Annotated in this window: 17 protein-coding genes; 16 read left to right on the top strand and 1 reads right to left on the bottom strand. The window is 66.9% G+C overall.

Translation table 11 applies throughout. The features are described from left to right. Window positions 1-33 precede the first annotated feature (33 nt). The 15 genes from MBA17_RS19775 (at window position 34) to MBA17_RS19705 (ending at window position 14339) form a co-directional block, all read left to right on the top strand. Window positions 34-669: a CpaE/TadZ family protein gene (locus MBA17_RS19775; protein ID WP_238497976.1), complete on the top strand. Its 636-nt coding sequence runs from the start codon at window positions 34-36 to the stop codon at window positions 667-669. After that, a complete protein-coding gene (locus MBA17_RS19770) occupies window positions 666-1955 on the top strand; it encodes a TadA family conjugal transfer-associated ATPase (RefSeq protein WP_238497975.1) in 1290 nt (429 codons plus the stop codon). The genes MBA17_RS19775 and MBA17_RS19770 overlap by 4 nt, the downstream gene beginning before the upstream one ends. Beyond that, the gene (locus MBA17_RS19765; protein ID WP_238497974.1) at window positions 1940-2791 is read left to right on the top strand and encodes a type II secretion system F family protein; all 852 of its coding nucleotides are present in this window, start codon (window positions 1940-1942) and stop codon (window positions 2789-2791) included. Before MBA17_RS19770 ends, MBA17_RS19765 begins: the two co-directional genes overlap by 16 nt. Beyond that, on the top strand, window positions 2791-3675 hold the full coding sequence (locus tag MBA17_RS19760) for a type II secretion system F family protein (RefSeq protein WP_238497973.1): 885 nt from the start codon (window positions 2791-2793) through the stop codon (window positions 3673-3675). Before MBA17_RS19765 ends, MBA17_RS19760 begins: the two co-directional genes overlap by 1 nt. 18 nt (window positions 3676-3693) lie before the next feature. Further along, entirely contained in the window at window positions 3694-3885 is a 192-nt protein-coding gene (locus MBA17_RS19755) for a hypothetical protein (protein WP_238497972.1), read from the top strand. Beyond that, window positions 3882-4253, top strand: a complete 372-nt coding sequence (locus tag MBA17_RS19750) for a TadE/TadG family type IV pilus assembly protein (protein ID WP_238497971.1) — start codon at window positions 3882-3884, stop codon at window positions 4251-4253. The genes MBA17_RS19755 and MBA17_RS19750 overlap by 4 nt, the downstream gene beginning before the upstream one ends. A 17-nt stretch (window positions 4254-4270) precedes the next feature. After that, the gene (locus tag MBA17_RS19745) at window positions 4271-4696 is read left to right on the top strand and encodes a TadE/TadG family type IV pilus assembly protein (protein ID WP_274385616.1); all 426 of its coding nucleotides are present in this window, start codon (window positions 4271-4273) and stop codon (window positions 4694-4696) included. Then, complete coding sequence (locus MBA17_RS19740; protein ID WP_238497969.1) at window positions 4693-5082, top strand: pilus assembly protein TadG-related protein; 390 nt, start codon at window positions 4693-4695, stop codon at window positions 5080-5082. The genes MBA17_RS19745 and MBA17_RS19740 overlap by 4 nt, the downstream gene beginning before the upstream one ends. Beyond that, window positions 5079-7595, top strand: a complete 2517-nt coding sequence (locus MBA17_RS19735; RefSeq protein WP_238497968.1) for a BTAD domain-containing putative transcriptional regulator — start codon at window positions 5079-5081, stop codon at window positions 7593-7595. The genes MBA17_RS19740 and MBA17_RS19735 overlap by 4 nt, the downstream gene beginning before the upstream one ends. 233 nt (window positions 7596-7828) lie before the next feature. After that, complete coding sequence (locus MBA17_RS19730; RefSeq protein WP_238497967.1) at window positions 7829-8491, top strand: hypothetical protein; 663 nt, start codon at window positions 7829-7831, stop codon at window positions 8489-8491. 477 nt (window positions 8492-8968) lie between these two features. Continuing rightward, complete coding sequence (locus MBA17_RS19725; RefSeq protein WP_238497966.1) at window positions 8969-9781, top strand: hypothetical protein; 813 nt, start codon at window positions 8969-8971, stop codon at window positions 9779-9781. Between the two features lie 548 nt (window positions 9782-10329). Further along, on the top strand, window positions 10330-10626 hold the full coding sequence (locus MBA17_RS19720; RefSeq protein ID WP_238497965.1) for a hypothetical protein: 297 nt from the start codon (window positions 10330-10332) through the stop codon (window positions 10624-10626). Window positions 10627-10681: 55 nt separating this feature from the next. Then, a complete protein-coding gene (locus MBA17_RS19715) occupies window positions 10682-11746 on the top strand; it encodes a DUF4192 domain-containing protein (RefSeq protein ID WP_238497964.1) in 1065 nt (354 codons plus the stop codon). Window positions 11747-11751: 5 nt separating this feature from the next. Further along, complete coding sequence (locus MBA17_RS19710; protein ID WP_238497963.1) at window positions 11752-13248, top strand: YifB family Mg chelatase-like AAA ATPase; 1497 nt, start codon at window positions 11752-11754, stop codon at window positions 13246-13248. Window positions 13249-13901: 653 nt separating this feature from the next. Next, window positions 13902-14339 carry a hypothetical protein gene (locus MBA17_RS19705; RefSeq protein ID WP_238497962.1) on the top strand — a complete coding sequence of 146 codons (438 nt, stop codon included), beginning with the start codon at window positions 13902-13904 and terminating at the stop codon, window positions 14337-14339. Between the two features lie 487 nt (window positions 14340-14826). On the opposite strand, the gene MBA17_RS19700 is transcribed toward MBA17_RS19705, so the two are convergent. Then, a complete protein-coding gene (locus MBA17_RS19700; protein ID WP_238497961.1) occupies window positions 14827-15066 on the bottom strand; it encodes a hypothetical protein in 240 nt (79 codons plus the stop codon). A 130-nt stretch (window positions 15067-15196) separates the two neighbouring features. Between MBA17_RS19700 and MBA17_RS19695 the strand changes: the two genes are divergently transcribed. Further along, window positions 15197-16075 carry a phosphotransferase family protein gene (locus tag MBA17_RS19695; protein WP_238497960.1) on the top strand — a complete coding sequence of 293 codons (879 nt, stop codon included), beginning with the start codon at window positions 15197-15199 and terminating at the stop codon, window positions 16073-16075. Window positions 16076-16568 lie beyond the last annotated feature (493 nt).

Below are 16568 nucleotides of genomic sequence, written 5' to 3'. Positions count from 1 at the left end.
ATAGGTGTCGCCTCGATAAGTGGATCGCCGGGCGTGACTACATTCGCGTTCGCGCTCGCCGCCGCCTGGCCCGACCCGTCCAAGGTGATCCTGGCCGAGTTGGACGCCTCCGGCGGCGACCTGACCGGTCACTTCCGACTTCAACCCGACCCCGGAACTGCCTCCCTGGCGACGGAACTCCGCCGGGAACGCGATCCTGACGTCCTCGCACGGCACGCCCAGATCCTGCCCAGCGGCCTCAAGGTGATCGCCGCGCCGGCCCGACCCGACCGGGCGCAGGCCGCCCTGGCAGTGCTCGCCACCACATTGCCCGAGGTGTTCAAGAACCTCCCCCAGGAGTCCGCGGTCATCGCCGATCTGGGACGACTCACCGGGCCGAGCGAATTCACCACCTCGGTGGACAGGGTTCTCGTTCTGGTTCGTCCCAGGCTGGCGGATCTGGCCCACCTCGAAGGGCTGGCGGACGCCGTGCCGCATGCCGAGCTGGTCCTCATCGGCCGAGGACCGTATCCACCTGGGGAGGTGGAGGGCACGCTCGGCATGCGGGTTCGTGCCCACGTCCGTCACGATCCGGCGGCGCAGGCGTTTCTGGAGGGGCGGCGGCGCCGTACCCGCCTAGCCAGGGCCGCCAGAGAGATCGCCTCGACCATCATGAAGGTGACCGGATGAACGATCTGATCAGAGTGATCCGCACCGAGGTCGCCGACCGGATCGCCGCTCGCAGCCAGGCCGACGAGGAGAGCGGTCGCCCGCCGATGCCGCCACAGGAGCGGCGTTTGTTCGGCCAGGAGCTGATCACCGAGGCGCTCGACACCTATATTCGCCAGGCGCTCGACAGCGGGCGTCCGCTTCTGGATCTCGGGACCGAGGCGCAGGTCGCCAAGACCGTCGACAACGCGCTGTTCGGTCTCGGCGGCTTCCAGCAGTACCTGGACGATCCAGAGATCGAAAATATCAACGCGAACGCGTTCGACGACGTGCACGTGACCTACGCCGATGGCACGGAACGCGAGGTCGGCCCGGTGGCGGAGTCCGACGAGGACTTGGCGGAAATCGTCCGTACGGCTGCCGCCCTGCTCGGCGTCGGCGAACGGCGCTTCGATCCGGGCTCGCCGATGCTGGAGATGGAGTTGCCGGACGGCTCCCGGCTGGTGGCCACGATGGCGGTCTCCCGGCATCCCGCCGTATCCATCCGCCGGCACCGCTTCCCCACGGCGACCCTGGACGAGTTGCGCAGGATCGGGACCTTGGACAGGCCGACGCAGGGTTTCCTGACCGCGGCCATGCTGGCTCGGAAGAACATCGTGATCGTCGGGGCGACGGGTGGCGGGAAGACCACGCTCGCCAGGGCGATGGCGTCCGCATTGCCACGCGATGAGCGCATCGTCACGGTCGAGGAGCAGTTCGAGCTCGGGCTCGACCGGGACAGGGCCGCGCATTCCAACGTGCTCGCCCTGCAGGTACGCAAGGCCAACATCGAGGGCCTGGGCGCGGTCACCCTCTCCGACCTCGTACGCACGGCGCTCGGCATGTCTCCCAGCAGGGTCGTCGTCGGAGAGGTCAAGGGCGATGAGTGCATCCCCATGCTTAACGCGATGACTCAGGGAAACGACGGCTCGCTGTGCACGCTGCACGCCAGCTCCAGCCAGGGCGCGTTCTCCCGGCTGGCCTCCTTCGCCGCGCAGGCTCCCGAGCGCCTGCCAGCCGAAGCGAGTGCCCTGTTGATCTCAGAAGCCCTGCACTTCGTCGTCTACTTGGCCCTCGCCAAGGACGGCACGCGGGTGATCTCCAGCATTCGCGAGGTCGCCGGGTGCGACGGCATCACCGTGATCTCCAACGAGGTTTACGCGCCAGGGCCGGATCGACGTGCCATACGAGCGCACCCCCTCCGCACCGAGACGCTGGACGACCTGGAAGCCGCCGGGTTGGACGTCGAAGGATGGCTCGCATCGTGATGAGCGAGTTCGGGTTACTGTCCGCGCTGACGGGTGCTGGGCTTGGCCTGGGAATCCTGCTGATCGCCAATGGACTCAGAGCGCGCCTGGTGGAGAAATCCCCGACGCGCAGGTTCGACCCGAAGGCCCTCGTCAGGATCGCTGCCTGCATCGGCGTCGCCGTACTCGTTGGAGCGCTCACGCGCTGGCCTGTCGGGGCAGTGCTGGCGGGCGTAGCGGCCTGGTTCCTGCCAAGGGCGCTCGGTCCGGATCGGGACCACACCAGGCGGGTTCAGAAGATCGAGGCAGTGGCGACCTGGGCGGAGATGCTGCGGGACACCCTCGCCGCCTCGGCCGGCCTGCACCAGGCGGTCATCGCCACCGCTCCGATAGTGCCCGAGCCGATCAGGTCCGAGATCGCGGTGGCGGCCGCCCGCGTGGACCGGGGCGAGCGGCTGCCGCACGCTCTCAAGTTGCTGGCCGATGATCTCGCCGACCCGACCGCGGATCTGGTCTGTTCCGCGCTGATCCTGGCGTCCAGCAGGCAGGCCGGGCAGTTGGGCGAACTACTCGGCCGTCTCGCGGAGGTGGCTCGGGCACACGCCGTCATGCGGTTGCGAGTGGCGGCGGCCCGCGCAAGGACCCGCTCGTCGGTCCGGACGGTCATCGCGGTCACCGTGTCCATGGCGGGCGGGCTGATGCTGTTCAACCGCGGCTTCCTCGCGCCGTACGACACCGCGACAGGGCAGGTAGTGCTTCTTCTGGTGGGGCTGCTGTTCGCCGGCTCGTTCCTGCTCATCTACAGGCTCGGCCAGATCGGCGAGCCTTCGCGCATCCTCACCGGCCTGGAGAGCTGATGGCCCTGTCATTACTGCTCGGCGCGGGGATCGGCGTGGGGCTGGCGTTGATCCTCTCCGGGCTCTGGCCCGCGAGGCTCAGCCTGGCGCAGGAGCTCGTACGGCTACGCCACGGCACCCCGGCTGGCGAAGTCTCCGGGTCCGGATGGACCGTGTGGCTTGGCCGCTCGGTGGCCCATCCGCTCGCTCAGCGTGGCCTGCCAGGCGCCGCCGTACGGCTAGACCTGGCCATATGCGACAAGACCGTGGAGCGGTACTTCGGAGAGAAGGCCATGTCCACGCTGGTGTTCGCGCTGCTTGGGCCGTCCGTGTACGCCGTCCTCGTCATGGCCGGCCTGGCGGTGGCCTGGCAGGTTCCCGTCTGGAGCATGCTGCTGCTCGGTGCGCTGGGCTTCTTCGTGCCCGACCTGTCCCTCAGGTCGGAGGCGGGGAGGCGGCGGACCGAGTTCCGGCACGCACTGTCGGCGTTCCTCGATCTCGTCGTGGTCTCCCTGGCAGGAGGCCGTGGCGTCGACGGTGCTCTGGCCGACGCCTGCCAGGGCGGCAGCGGCTGGGCGCTGGTACGCATCCGGAGCACGCTCGTCGCGGCCACTTCTGCCCGCCGCACGCCCTGGTCGGCGCTCGGGCAGATGGGCGAGGAGTACGGCATTCGCGAGCTGTCGGAGCTTGCCGCCTCCATCGCCCTGGCCGGCGCCGAGGGAGCCAGAGTGCGCGCGTCGCTGGTGGCCAAAGCGACCTCAATGCGTGCCCACCAGTTGGCCGAGATCGAGACGGCAGCCCAGTCGGCCACGGAGCGGATGAGCGTCGTCACCGTCGGCCTGCTCGTCGGCTTCCTGATTTTCACGGGTTACCCGGCCATTTCCGCGGTGCTGACCGGGTTCTGAGTTACAAGGGGGAACCGCATGCCAAATCTGATGATCTTTCTCGTAAGGAGGATGCGCCAGTGCTGGGGCATCGCCAGGCAGCGTCCCGATGGTGGTTACACCACCGAAACCGTGATCGTCGTAGCGATCCTGGTTGCCATCGCGGTCGCCGTCGGCGCGATCCTGATGGCGAAGGTGCTGGCAAAGGCCAACTCGCTCGATCTGGGATGAGTGAGCGCGGTTCGGCGACCGCCGAGTTGGTCGTGGCCTTTCCGTTCGTGATGGTGCTGATCCTGCTCGTGGTGCAGTTCGGCGTCTGGCAGCACGCCGTACATGTCGCCGAGGTGGCCGCAGCGGAGTCCCTCGCCGCGGCCCGTGTGCACGGGGGAAGCGCCGGAGCGGGACAGGCCAAGGCATCCTCGCTGCTGTCCCAGCTCGGGCGTTCTGTGCTGCGCTCGCCGCGCGTCTCGGTTTCCCGTACGGCGGAGGCGGCCCGCGTGGAGATCACTGGCGTGGCCCAGAGCGTCGTCCCGTTCCTGAGGCTTCCGGTGAACTCGATCGCCTCCGGGCCGGTGGAGCGGTTCCGAGGCGATCGTTAGTGGGCGGACCTTGGGTGATGCATCGCACCGGTCAGGCAGGTCGCGGTGAAAGGGGATCGGCGACGGCGGAACTGGTGCTGCTTACGCTGCTGCTGATCCTGCTGGCGCTGTTCTCGGTGGCGGTGGGCAGGCTGGTGACGGCGCGGCTGGAGGTCAACAACGCGGCCCACCAGGCGGCGCGGGCGGCGTCGATCGCTCGTACTCCTGCCGCCGCCGGTTCCGCCGCCCGAGTGGCTGCTACTACTGCGCTCGCCGCCAAGCGGGTCACGTGCGCGCGCAGGAGCGTGAACGTCGGGCTCGGGTCCTTCGAACCCGGAGGGAACGTGAGTGTGACGGTCACCTGCCGCGTGATGTTGTCGGACGTCGCGATGGTCCGTATTCCGGGGAGTACGTCGCTGACCGCGACCTTTGCCGTTCCCATCGACTACTGGAGGTCGCGGTGACGGGCTTCGTCGTGGCGATCATTGGAGCACTGTTCCTCGTCTCTGGGCTCGTCGTGGACGGTGGGCTGGCCCTGGGCGCTCGGGTGCGGGCGGTCAACGAGGCTCAGGAGGCGGCCAGGGCCGGGGCCCAGCAACTGGATCTGGCCGTCTACCGGCGGAACGCCACGGTACGGCTGGACGCGCGCCGTGCCCGCGCTGCCGCACTGGCCTACATCGCCGCGACGCCGGACACGGCGACCGTGCAGGTTTCGGACGGCCGGGTGACGGTGATCGTGCACGCCGAACAGCGAACGCAGATCCTCGGGCTGGCGGGCTTGGGTTCCATCGGGGTATCCGGCCGGGCGACCGCAGTGGCGCAGAGGGGTGTAACAGGGGTGATCCGGTGATCAGGATCTTCACCGTGGCCGGCCGGGCGATCCGGGTTCTCGTCGTCTCCGCTGTGCTGGTGGCGGTCGAGGTCGGCATCCCGGTGATGCTCGGCCGCTTCGCCGGGTGGCCGCTTCCTCGCGAGATCCCCACGTTGCCGGTTCTGCAGCGGGTTCTGCTGAGTCCGATCCCGGATGACGTGCTGCTCAAGGTGCTGGCCTGCCCGTTGTGGTTGTTGTGGGCGGCTTTCACCGCCGCGCTGCTTGTCGAGATCACCGCCACGATACGCGGTGTGGAGATCCACGTTCCGCTGCTCGGGCCGTTTCAGAATGTTGCCGCCGGCCTGGTCGGCTTGCTGGCCATCGCCGTACTCCCCATCGATCTGAGAGCGGCCGCAGTGCCGGCCCCGCACCTCATGCCTGTGGCCGCGACGGCTGTTCAGGAGACCAAGAGTGCGACCCCGATCCGTTCTGACCGCCTGACCGTCGGGGGCCGGCCGGATCGGGTTCACGTGGTCAAGAGCGGTGACAGCCTGTGGAAGATCGCAAAGCACAAGCTTGGAAGTGCGCGTCAGTGGCGGAAGATCTGGAAGCTCAACGCGCATCGTTCTCAGCGGGATGGGCAAATCTTCGCCGATCCCGACCTCATCCAGCCGGGATGGCGGCTTCGCTTGCCTGTCGCGTTCTGGCATCGACCGGCCGTAAGCCAGGTGGAGCCGGTGACATCCGCTCCGAAGGCTCGGCCTACCGCCAGTCCGGAGCAGACGGTACAGCCCTCAGAGAGGGTCCAGCAGGACGTTGCCGATACTTCTGTGATCATCTCGATCGACGTGCCGTCCGGCGGTGCGGTGGCGCTGTCGGCCGCCGCGGGACTGTGCGCCGCCTACGCGCTGTCGCGGTTTCAGCGCCGCCGTCGCCGTATCCCGCCTCCCGCGTCCGAGGGAGTCACGATCAGACCCGAGCCGGAGCCGGCGCCGGTCGTGCGCGCGGCACGCCGGGGATATCTCCAGACCTTTCGCGACCGGGGCGAGGAAGTGCCCTCTGACGCCGATCTGATCCGGGCGGCGTCCGCGATCGATGTTCCGGACTCGATCGTGATAGGTAGCCGCGAGGACGGCTCGGTGGCGACGATCCCGTTGGCCGGACTGAGCCTCGGGCTGACCGGTCCTGGAGCCCGCGACGTTGTTCGCGCCCTGGTGCTCGACCTGTTGCAGCGGGCGGGGAACTTCCGGTTGGAGGTCCTTGCCGGTATGGCCGATGCCGCCGAGCTCACCGGCATGGACCACGACGAGTTGCACGCGCTGGCTTCGGCCGTACCAGGGCTGACGATCCTGGAGACGCCCGATGCCGCGCTCGAACGGTTCGAGCAGACCGGATTCACTCGGCGGCGCGTCCTTATCGAGCGGGATGCCTGTGACGTTGATGAGCTACGCGGGCGTGATCCCGGGGAACTGCTGCCGACCGTAATCTTCGTCGCCACAGTCGAGGGCGACATGCTGGCGCGCCTTGGTGCGTCATCGCTGTCGGGGACGGGATGCGGTATCGGCACCCTGGTGCTCGGTGACTGGCCTGCTGGGACAACATGCAAGGTGGGAGCCGACCACAGCGTGTCCACGGCGGACGGTCCGCTTGCGGGGCGGCTCGCGGGAGCGAGCTTCGTCCATCTCGCCGGACCAGACCTCGCTGATGCCCTGCGGCAGTGCGGCGATGCACAGCCTGTGGATAAGGTGCACGACGACACGGCATCTCCCAGTGAGACAGGCAGTACGTGGGAGCATCCGCCGCCTGTTTGGGTGCAGGTCCTCGGCAAGCCCGCCGTACGGGTAAAAGGTCAAGATCGTCCGCTGCGGATCCGCGGGTTGAAGCTGTCGTTGCTCGCCTACCTTGCCTTGCACGAGGACGGTGCGACGAAGGAGGCCATTGGCGAGGCGCTGTGGCCTGGCAAGCTCCTCGGCCACGAGTTCCACAGCCTTCTGCGGCATCTGCGCGACGCACTGGAGGCCGCTACCGGACTGACCGGCGAGCTGTTTATCCAGGCCATGGACGATGAGACGTATCGGATCGACCCCTCGCGTATCGGATTCGACCTGTGGGCCTTCCAAACTGCGGTTAAGGAGGTTCGCGCTGCTCGGGAGCCCTCCACTCGCCTTGTCGCCCTGGCGAGGGCGGCGGCTCTGTGTGGTGGCGAATTCGGGACGGGGATCAGCGATGACTGGGTCTTTGAGGAGCGGTACCCGTTGACGCTTGCCCAGGTTGACGTTCTCACTCAGCTGGCGGAACTGTGCGAGCAGGACGAGCCGGAGCAGGCTCTGGAGGCGCTCGAACAGGCCCGGCACCTCGACCCCGACGCAGAGGAGACATGGTGCCGGACTATCCGGCTGCAACAGCGTCTCGGGCGCCTCGATCAGGCTCGTCACACCGGGCAGCTTCTCCGCGCCCACCTGCGCAGCCTCGAGGTCGAACCGATGCCGGACACCGACGAACTGCTGGCTTCGCTCGCTGACCGGAGCACCTCACGACGAACGCCGAGGTGACTCCGTAGTGCTGCGACACTGCACTGGTTCAACCTGGCCCCAAAATATGATGGCCAGCCCTCCGAGTACCGGAGCTCGCATCAAGGAAACCTTGACATGCATCCGTTCGCGGGTTTCCCTCAACGCATGAGTGATACCCCTCAGGTTTCCCCTCGGCCCAGGAGTCTCGAAGCAGCGGCGAGCGATCGAGTGGGTACCGATCGGCGGCGTACTCTCAGGTCAGCCTCGCGCGCATGGGCATATCGGAGCTGGCCCGCGATCTAGCCGATGCCGCCCGTAGCCTGGTGCCCACCACATCCGATGCCCACGCCGGCGACGGCGAGTTCGTCAAGGATGGCGCTCACCTGGTTGAGACGGCCCGCCGCCTGCTGGAATCCGCGGTGTTCTACGAGCGCATCAAGGGCACCAGTTGGGAACACATCGGTACAGCCTTGGGCAAGGTCAGCCGCCAGGCTGTCCACGAGCGCTATGCCCACGCCAAGAGGGAGTTTCAGCTGCGGATTCTGCACGCCTGGCTGCGGCCGGAGCACGCTGGCGAGCTGTTCACCGCCGCTGACGACCTCGCCAGGTTCGTCGCGGACCTGAGCGCCTGGGTGGCCGCCCACCGGGAACTCGACGAAATCGATCATGGGGACCAGCCGATCACTGCTGGCCTGGCGCCGATGGGCACCGCTGAGCGCTCCGCCCTGATTACCCGGGCCGACTCTCTGCTCCAAGCCACGGCCATCGACGCTCGGCAGCGCCGCGAACTGGAAATCGGCCTATGCCGCCGCACGATCGAGCTGTATGAGGATCTGGCCGCCCAGACTCCCGGCGACGCCGATATGCTCGCCGCCCTGGCGGATGCCCGCGCCCGTCTGGCCGAACTTCAGGCCGATGAGCTGGGCGGGTCATGACGGACCATCGACGGGGCCTGCGCCTTGTGAAGGTGTGGATGTCTCTTCGATGCTCGTAGGTATGCGAACGCGCCAGCGCACGCCCCGTCGCCTGTTGAACGGGAAGGCCCTGTGGGCGTATATCCCCAGGTGGAGGTCCCTTTAGGTCTCCCGTTGGGAACCCCGACTCGTAGGAGGAGGGAGCCTCACTCTTAAAAGTGCGCCAGGACGCTGCGCTCCATCCTGATAGTTACTGATTAACGTCGATCTATTAAATCTCATTGATGGCGTTTCTTTATTCCGTATCACTTAGTCTATTCCGTTCGCTCTATAAGCACTTCATGGGTGCTCCGATAAGCGTTTGCACCCACTCTGGCCTGCATAAACTCTTTAAAATACAGGCGCTTCTGATTGCTTTGATCTCCATTGTGCGATTCAATTGAATTGACGGAAGAAAGGGGCGACGTGCGGGGCGCGTCGCGGGAGATCGGGGCCAGAATGACGAAAGAAGTTCTCGGCAAGTGCGTACCGGCAAACCTTCCGGGTGCGAGCCTGGAGCCGGAGGACATGGCGCGCGTTACGCCGGATGACTGGGCGGAGATTCAGAAGCTGGCACGCGGCTACTGCCGTACGGTCGACGGTACGCGGTCGCGAAAGCGAATGGATGGAAGCGCGACTATCGTCAAGAGCGGATACGCCCCGTACGGCACGGATGACGTGTCGGATGACGTTACGCAGGATGCTGCTCTCATGTTCGCTCAGCGTCTGCGGGACATTCTCGCGAAGTGTCAGACAGCACCCGAGAGTGAACCGGGCGAGCAAGCGTGGATCTACGTACGCCGCGACGGCGGGCAGGTGGTCATCACTCGGACCACGCTCAAGCGGTGGGCGGTCCGGGATGCTGCTGCGCGGAACGGCTACCGGATCGACGTACCGGCGGAAGAGCTCGACCAGGTGCCGGGTGCTCAGCTCATGCGCCGGTTGCCGCATGCCGAGAATGTCACCCACGCGGCCGTCGCCTTCTGCGTGGCCCAGAACAGCGCGGCCATCTTCAGGACGGGATTCGGCGACGGCGGGGAGTTCCCGATCCTCACGCAGACCTACAACCTGGCCTCCCAGGCTGAAGATCTCGGGCGCGCGGGTGTGCTCGCGTCGGTCGCTCAGAGCGTGCACGGAGGCGCGTACGGCTCGCGCCGGAACGTGATCCGGGTTCGTGACGCCGGTAGGGCGGAGTGGCGTGAACTCTCGGCGCGCCTTGACGACGCCAGAGACGCGATGGTCTACGGCGGTGCCGAAACAACCAGCGGCTGATAAGCAGCCACCGAAGGGCCTCAGAGCGGCGCTCTGAGGCCCTTCGGTTTTGCCAGGAAGAATCGTTGACTCGCTTGCTCAAATCTGAATGTAGTGGACGGTCGGGCCGTCGCTCCCACCGTATTTAAGTGAGAGCGAGATTCGCCGAACCGATCGGCGCAGCATGCTCTCATGCGTTGCTCCACGGCTCGCACCGATGCTGTCAACAGGGCAGCGGAATTGCCTATCGACTTACCTCTCAACACGCGAACAAAATAGAGTCGCGCTGGACGGTCGGGCGGCTTCGGACGCCGTATTTAAGTGAGGGCAAGTTACGAAGTGACGCGCCTGAACAATGGCCTGTCTGGCCGAGTAGATCAGCGGATAAAACGTCCAGTTCTTCGTGTACGGATGCGATTCGGGGCGTGAGCGACATATCCGGCGATTGTCGTCCTCGTGCATGCCGGATCGCGCTGACGGGGCTGGCCAGGTGGCGCGCCGTACGGCTCCATCTCCCGGCCGTACGGCGCGCTCCCTGACCAGCTGCCCCTGAAAGGAGACGATCACAAATGCGCTGGTATGGGCTCTGGCACGGCGGTAACGGCTACAGCCCGCCCGACCCTGGTGATCTGGAGGAGTTCTCCTCGCTGGCCGATGCCCGGACCAAACTGCTCGACAGGTACTCGCACGGCTACTGGCATCGCTCGCACTTCGCGTTCGTGGAGCGTGAGCCGGTGACAGTGCTCACGCCGTGCGTGAGTGCCGACTGCGAGATCGTCCTGTACGGCTCCTACGCCGTGCTCGACCAGCCTGCCCGGCGGATCTTCCTCGGCTCGCGTGGCGGAGCCCGAGCCGAGCACTGCTGAAGCCCACCCGCCCTCGGTGACCCGCCGGGGGCTTTCTCATGCCTGGAGGTTGACCATGACCGCTGTTCCTCAGCCCACCGTACGGCTCTCCGACCCGGCGGACTTCATCGCGATCGTGCCCTACATGCTTGGCTTCCACCCGACGCTGAGCATCGTCGCGATGGTGTTCGACATGGAGGCCGGTTCGCTGCACGGTGTGCTCCGCTTCGACCTGCCAGAGCGTTCGGCGGACGTGTCAGAGACCCTAGATCAGTTCACCGGCATCCTGACCCGCGACGGTGCCCGGCACGCCCTCCTGATCGGGTATGGCCCGGGGGACCGCGTCACGCCCGTGGTGGACGCCATGAGCGCGAGCATGTCCACCGCCGGGATCCAGATCACCGACATGCTGCGGTGCGACAATGGCCGGTATTGGTCATACACGTGCGTCGATCCCGCATGCTGTCCGCCGGACGGCACGCCGTACGACCTGCTGGACAGCAGGACCGCCGCTGAGGCCGTGCTCGCCGGGCTGGTCGCCCTGCCCGACCGGGACGCACTCCGCGCCACCCTCGCGCCGGTCGACGGCCCGGTTCGGGAACAGATGCGCGAGGCGACGCGCGTCGCTCGGTGCCGCGCCAAGACACTGATCGGTACGGCGGGCGGCCACCCCTGGTACCAGGAAGGGCGGGACCGGATCGCCACCGCGCTCGACCGGACCCAGGCCGGCGAGGAACTCGCCCCTGACGAGATCGCTTGGCTCGGCGTACTACTCACCGCGATCTTCGTCCGGGACACGGCGATGACCTTCATCGGTGAGTACTCCGATCACGTCCACTTTCGACTGTGGACCGAGATCACCCGCAAGGTGGAGCCCGGCTACGCCGCCGCTCCGGCCGCCCTCCTGGCCTTCGTCGCGCTACGTACCGGAGATGGGCCACTCGCCCGGATCGCGGTCGATCGGGCGCTTGCCGACGATCCCGGGTACCGGCTCGCCGGAATGATCGGCTTCGCGCTGGATCAAGGGCTCCCGCCGTCCGTGGCCGCCGGGATGGACTGCCCGGCCATGGCCGAGGAGGTCGCCGAACGGGCCGAGCAGAACCCACACGGCGCCCGTCCCGTCCTTCCCGAAGGACGGTGATCGTCATGGTCTACGCCGCCACCCGGTCGGCCGCCGTGGTCGGTATCACCGGTCACCTGCTGGACATCGAAGCGGACATCGCGCCCGGTCTGCCCGGGTTCCAACTCATCGGCCTGCCCGAACCATCGATCTGGCCCACACGCGACCGCGTCCGCGCGGCGATTTTGAACAGCCGACTGAATTGGCCCGACTGCCGGATCACGGTGAACGTGCGGCCGGAGGGCATGTATCCGTACGGCGCGGCACTTGATCTCGCCGTGGCCGTGTCCATCCTCGCCGCCGCCGGGCATATCCCGGCCGAGCGCATCGCGCATGTCCTCTTCCTGGGAGAACTCGGGCTGGACGGCAGAATCCGCCCGGTTCGTGGGGTGTTGCCCGCCGTGGCCGCCGCCGCGCGAGCTGGTGTCGAGACCGTAGTGGTCCCGTCCGACTGTGCTGCGGAAGCCGCTCAGACGCCTCGCGCAACGGTGATTCCCGCCGAGAGACTCGCTGATCTGGTCGACTGGTTGCGCGACGGGACCCTGCGTGATCACGCCTACCTGGCCCCGGTGCCGCCCGTACCCGGAGCGCCCGCCTTGGACCTGGCCGACGTCGCTGGTAACCATGCCGCCCGCCACGCCCTGGAGGTGTGCGCGGCGGGAGGGCATCACCTGCTCCTGCTCGGCGAGGGACCGGCCACGATGCTCGCCGAACGGCTGCAGGGGATCCTTCCTCCGCTGGATCTTCAGGCGGCCCGGGAGGTCACCGAGGTCCATTCGGTCGCCGGGCTGCTCGATCAGATCACACCGGGCGTACCGCCGATGTACGCGCCCCATCACACCTCGACTCCTGCGGCGATGTTCGGCGGAGGAACTGGCACGCCCCGTCCCGGCGCGATCTCGCTCGCTCACCGCGGTGTGCTTTACCTGGATGATGCGCCCGAGTTCTCCCGGCAGGTCCTGGACGGGCTACGCGGCCCCATGGAGACGAGCGAGGTGATCATTGCCGGGAGGGGCCGCGCCGTACGGTTCCCCGCTCGGTTCATGCTCGCTATGGCCGCACGCGACTGCCCGTGCCCGGTGAGGCGCGCGTGCGGGTGCACGCCTCTAATCAGGCGCCGGTACCTGGACCGGCTCGTCCCGCTGCTCGACCGAGTGACAGTCCGCGCCCGTCTCCAGCCGATGCCATGGCCCGCCGTACCCGGTGAACCGAGTGCAGTCGTCGCCGCACGGGTACGCGCCGCGAGGGAACGAGCGACGGCCCGGCTGGCCGGGACACCGTGGCGGACCAATGCCGAGGTGCCCGCCCTGGACCTGCGCACGACATTCCGGGCCGAACTCGAAGCGATCGACCTGCTCAGGTCCCGCGTCGACGCGGGCGCGCTCACGCCCGCGACCTTTACCCGCGTGCTGCGCCTGGCCTGGACTCTGGCCGACCTGCGCGGCGCCGGCCGCCCTGCCGCAACGGACGCGGCGACGGCCCTGGACCTGTGGAGCGGCGAGAGCGGCCATGAGGATCGGTGACCAAGTGCGGGTCCGTCCGTTTCTACCGAGAGTTACCCAGGGGGCAGACGTTCCCTGATCCCGTTCAAGTCCTTCCAGAACTGTGGCCCATCAATGATGAGGCCTATTGGCCAAGACCCTTACCCACTTGGTCCCCACTTCGAAAAGGTCGAGCACGAACTTTCGACCCGCCTTCGAGAAGGGCAAACACACGAGTGCTGGAGCCATCAAAAGAATGAACAGTATAAGCGGAATTACGAGTAGAACGCAGATGGCGACACGCTGCCATGCGGCGGATACGACGATCATCCCAGGCCCTTCGTCTCAGCACATAAAACTCCCCAGGGCGCTGCTCTCCAGGTAGTTCAGGAAGCAGCTATCCCAAATTCATGTGCGATGTCCGAAGAACCGGCCGAAGGTATCCGTCCAATCGATCGTCAGGGCCGAAGCGCGGCCCACCTGGTGCGTGGCGGAGCCCCGAGGACTCCTAAAGGGGAGCATACATCGCTTTCACCGCCAGCCTCATCTGCTCCCGACAATCACAGGCTGCGACAGACGTTGGTGGTGTTGATGCGGTCATAAGATGCCGATCCATCGCCATGGTCGAGGGCCGGAACGGACCTGCTCACGGTGCGGACGCCTTCGGCCTTGCCAGCGGATTGGACAAGCCCGTCATGACCTACTGGCCGATTGGGACGGTCTGCCAGAGCTGTTACACCGCTATCGTCCGGTCCCCGGCCGAATGCGCCTGCTGCCACGAACTGCACCCGCTCATCGCCCGTGACGAGGACGGCAGCGGACTCTGCGTTCCTGCGCCGGCACGACGTCGACTACAGCTGCCGCCAGTGCGGCCGTTCCGGCAGCAGTACGCACACGTCTCCCCCAAGGTCACGCTCAATTGCGCAGGCGAAGGCGACACCTCGTGGATGGACGATCTCGCCGTGGAGAAGCTTGAAATGCTGCTCGAGCAGAATGACGACGACCACACCCTCGCGGAGGACGGTGAGCACATCAGCGGCCCGTCCGCGACTGAGTACCGGAGCCGGCTGGGCAGGGTGCGAAGTTCTCCGGACGCGTGGTGCGCACCATCCGCAGTGTCGAGCGGCTGCTGAACCAGGCAGACCCGGACATCCATCACAGCGAGGGCATGACGTGCGTGTACCGTGCGGAGACCGCCGAGTGACGCAAGGAGAAGATCATGCTGGGGCTTCCCGCCAGCAGCGGTCCGGATGAGTCCTTTGCCAGACCTCGTGTATCAATCTGGCCTATACCGACCGCGACATCGTGTACGTTCGCCAGCAGCTCGCGGACTACGAAGCGACGGCATCCGACCTGCTGGTGCCCCGCCCGCGTCGCGACCGCGCAGTCGCCCAGGCCGCAGCGGCACGTAAGGTTATCGACCGGCACGAGGCGACCCGGCCATCCCACATCGAGGAGGCGGAAGCCGTATGACGCGCAGGGCCAGGGACCTGGATGCCGAACGCGCGACAAGCCAGGACGCCGCCGCGCGGCTCTTGGCTGGGACCCGCTGAGGTCACAGACCGGGAAACTCACTGGTACCGAGCTGATCGTCGAATGCGGGCTGCGGCGGGACATCGTCTACGGCGACCACAAGGCCCTGGTGGAGGAGTTCCAGGCCCGCGCCAGGAGCCAGTCCGCCACCGCGTACGCAAGACCGTCGAGCAGAACGCCGTGCTGAAGGAAGAGTTGGCGGCGCTCAAGACGGAACCGGCTACCGAACGCGAGCGAAACAAGGCCCTGGCCCGCGTCGCCGTCGAGCTGTCTCTGGAGCTGCAACAGGTACGCGAGGAACTCGACTCCCTGCAGGAGGTGACCCAACTACCCGGGCTCGTGCCCCGCAGCCCCAGCCCCGCCCCCGAAAGCACCGGTAGCAGTCGCGGCCGTGCCGGTCGCCCGTTGTTCTCACCCAAGAACCCCGGCGGGCGATCAGGTATGCCAAGCTCGGCGCGTGGACACCACGGCCAAGATCCTCAAGACAGTCTGCGGCCAGCTCGGAATCGACTCGCCGGCCCCCGAAGTGATCCGGCAGGGCGAGAACGCGCTCTACCGGCTTCCGGGGGCCGTCGTCGTACGCATCGCCCGAGTCGGCCAACAAGAGGTCGCAGCACGGGAGATCCGCGTCGCACGATGGCTCGCCGCGAACGGAATACCGGCGGTCGAGGCACTCCCCGTCGACCAGCCCTTGCTGCTCGAGAGCCGACCGGTCACCTTCTGGAAAGAGCTGCCGCCACACCGCCCGGGCACCCCCGTCGAGACCGCCACCATCCTGCGCCAGCTCCACCGCCTTCCCGTCCCCGACGACCAAGGCTTCGGGCACCTCGCACCCTTCGTACGACTCCGGAAACGACTTCACACAGCAACAGTTCTGAGGCCCGACGACCGGGAATGGCTGCTGAACCAGCTTGCGAGCCTCGAAGACCAGTGGGAGCAGGGGCTGCCGAACGGTCTGAGCGAAACAGCCGTCCATGGCGATCTATGGAGCGGCAATCTCGCAGTATCCGACGATGGCGTGGTACGCCTACTCGACCTCGAGCGGTTCTCCGTCGGCCGCCCCGAGTGGGACCTAGTCTCCACCGCCATCAAGTACACCTCCTTCAACGTGATCAGCCAGACCGACTACCGCGCCTTCGCCGAGACTTACGGCGTCGACGTCACCGAGTGGCCCGGTTACCCGCTTCTCCGCGACATCCGGGAACTGCGGATGATGTGCTATCTCGCCCAACTCGCCACGGAGCAGCCCCGATACGCATCTGAGGCCCAGCTGCGCGTCGATTGCCTGCGCGGCCGCAGCGGTCCACGACCCTGGACCTGGACCGCGTCCCCGTGACCACTCCGGACCAAGCGGCCGCCGCAGCACAGGCCCTTGAGCGGCCGTCCCGTGGCCAGAAGTGCACGGAACAAGTGCATACCGATGACTGATGATCGAGAGACTTACACCCCGCCAACTCGCTGGGCGCCGACACATCTATAGCGGGTCAGCGAAACCGCCGTTCAGCGGGGCGATTGATGTCTCACCGTCACCGACCGGCGCGACGAGCACCGTCGATTGCGCAACATCCCCCGACACCGCCGCTGCTCGCTGGGCCCGGATTCCGACGTTTCTGCTGGAGCCAGTGCGCACGCAGTCGCGGATCCTACATACAGCGCAGTCTGTGTCACACGGCCACACCGTCTGCGCGCTAGTTGCCGCCGCGTCCAGCGTGACTTGATGCATCCAAGGGTGCCTGTCAATGGCCAAGTGCGTGTCGCCGGAAGTGTGGAGGGCGCCGGAAGACGGCACCGGCCCCCTCCGGGTGATGTGACGCTTGGTAGTCATCGGT

The organism is Dolomitihabitans soli (assembly GCF_022213955.1).
Lineage (GTDB): Bacteria > Actinomycetota > Actinomycetes > Streptosporangiales > Streptosporangiaceae > Streptosporangium_A > Streptosporangium_A soli.
The sequence above is the reverse complement of the archived record's forward strand: the minus strand, read 5'-3'. Positions and strand labels throughout refer to the sequence as shown.

What these genes read in the sequence shown, in the direction of transcription:
- MBA17_RS19725 (WP_238497966.1), top strand. Translation starts at nt 8,969, where the DNA reads ATGACGAAAGAAGTTCTCGGCAAGTGCGTACCGGCAAACCTTCCGGGT.
- MBA17_RS19770 (WP_238497975.1), top strand. Translation starts at nt 666, where the DNA reads ATGAACGATCTGATCAGAGTGATCCGCACCGAGGTCGCCGACCGGATC.
- MBA17_RS19745 (WP_274385616.1), top strand. Translation starts at nt 4,271, where the DNA reads ATGCATCGCACCGGTCAGGCAGGTCGCGGTGAAAGGGGATCGGCGACG.
- MBA17_RS19750 (WP_238497971.1), top strand. Translation starts at nt 3,882, where the DNA reads ATGAGTGAGCGCGGTTCGGCGACCGCCGAGTTGGTCGTGGCCTTTCCG.
- MBA17_RS19710 (WP_238497963.1), top strand. Translation starts at nt 11,752, where the DNA reads ATGGTCTACGCCGCCACCCGGTCGGCCGCCGTGGTCGGTATCACCGGT.
- MBA17_RS19715 (WP_238497964.1), top strand. Translation starts at nt 10,682, where the DNA reads ATGACCGCTGTTCCTCAGCCCACCGTACGGCTCTCCGACCCGGCGGAC.
- MBA17_RS19720 (WP_238497965.1), top strand. Translation starts at nt 10,330, where the DNA reads ATGCGCTGGTATGGGCTCTGGCACGGCGGTAACGGCTACAGCCCGCCC.
- MBA17_RS19765 (WP_238497974.1), top strand. Translation starts at nt 1,940, where the DNA reads ATGGCTCGCATCGTGATGAGCGAGTTCGGGTTACTGTCCGCGCTGACG.
- MBA17_RS19730 (WP_238497967.1), top strand. Translation starts at nt 7,829, where the DNA reads ATGGGCATATCGGAGCTGGCCCGCGATCTAGCCGATGCCGCCCGTAGC.
- MBA17_RS19760 (WP_238497973.1), top strand. Translation starts at nt 2,791, where the DNA reads ATGGCCCTGTCATTACTGCTCGGCGCGGGGATCGGCGTGGGGCTGGCG.
- MBA17_RS19755 (WP_238497972.1), top strand. Translation starts at nt 3,694, where the DNA reads ATGCCAAATCTGATGATCTTTCTCGTAAGGAGGATGCGCCAGTGCTGG.
- MBA17_RS19705 (WP_238497962.1), top strand. Translation starts at nt 13,902, where the DNA reads ATGACCTACTGGCCGATTGGGACGGTCTGCCAGAGCTGTTACACCGCT.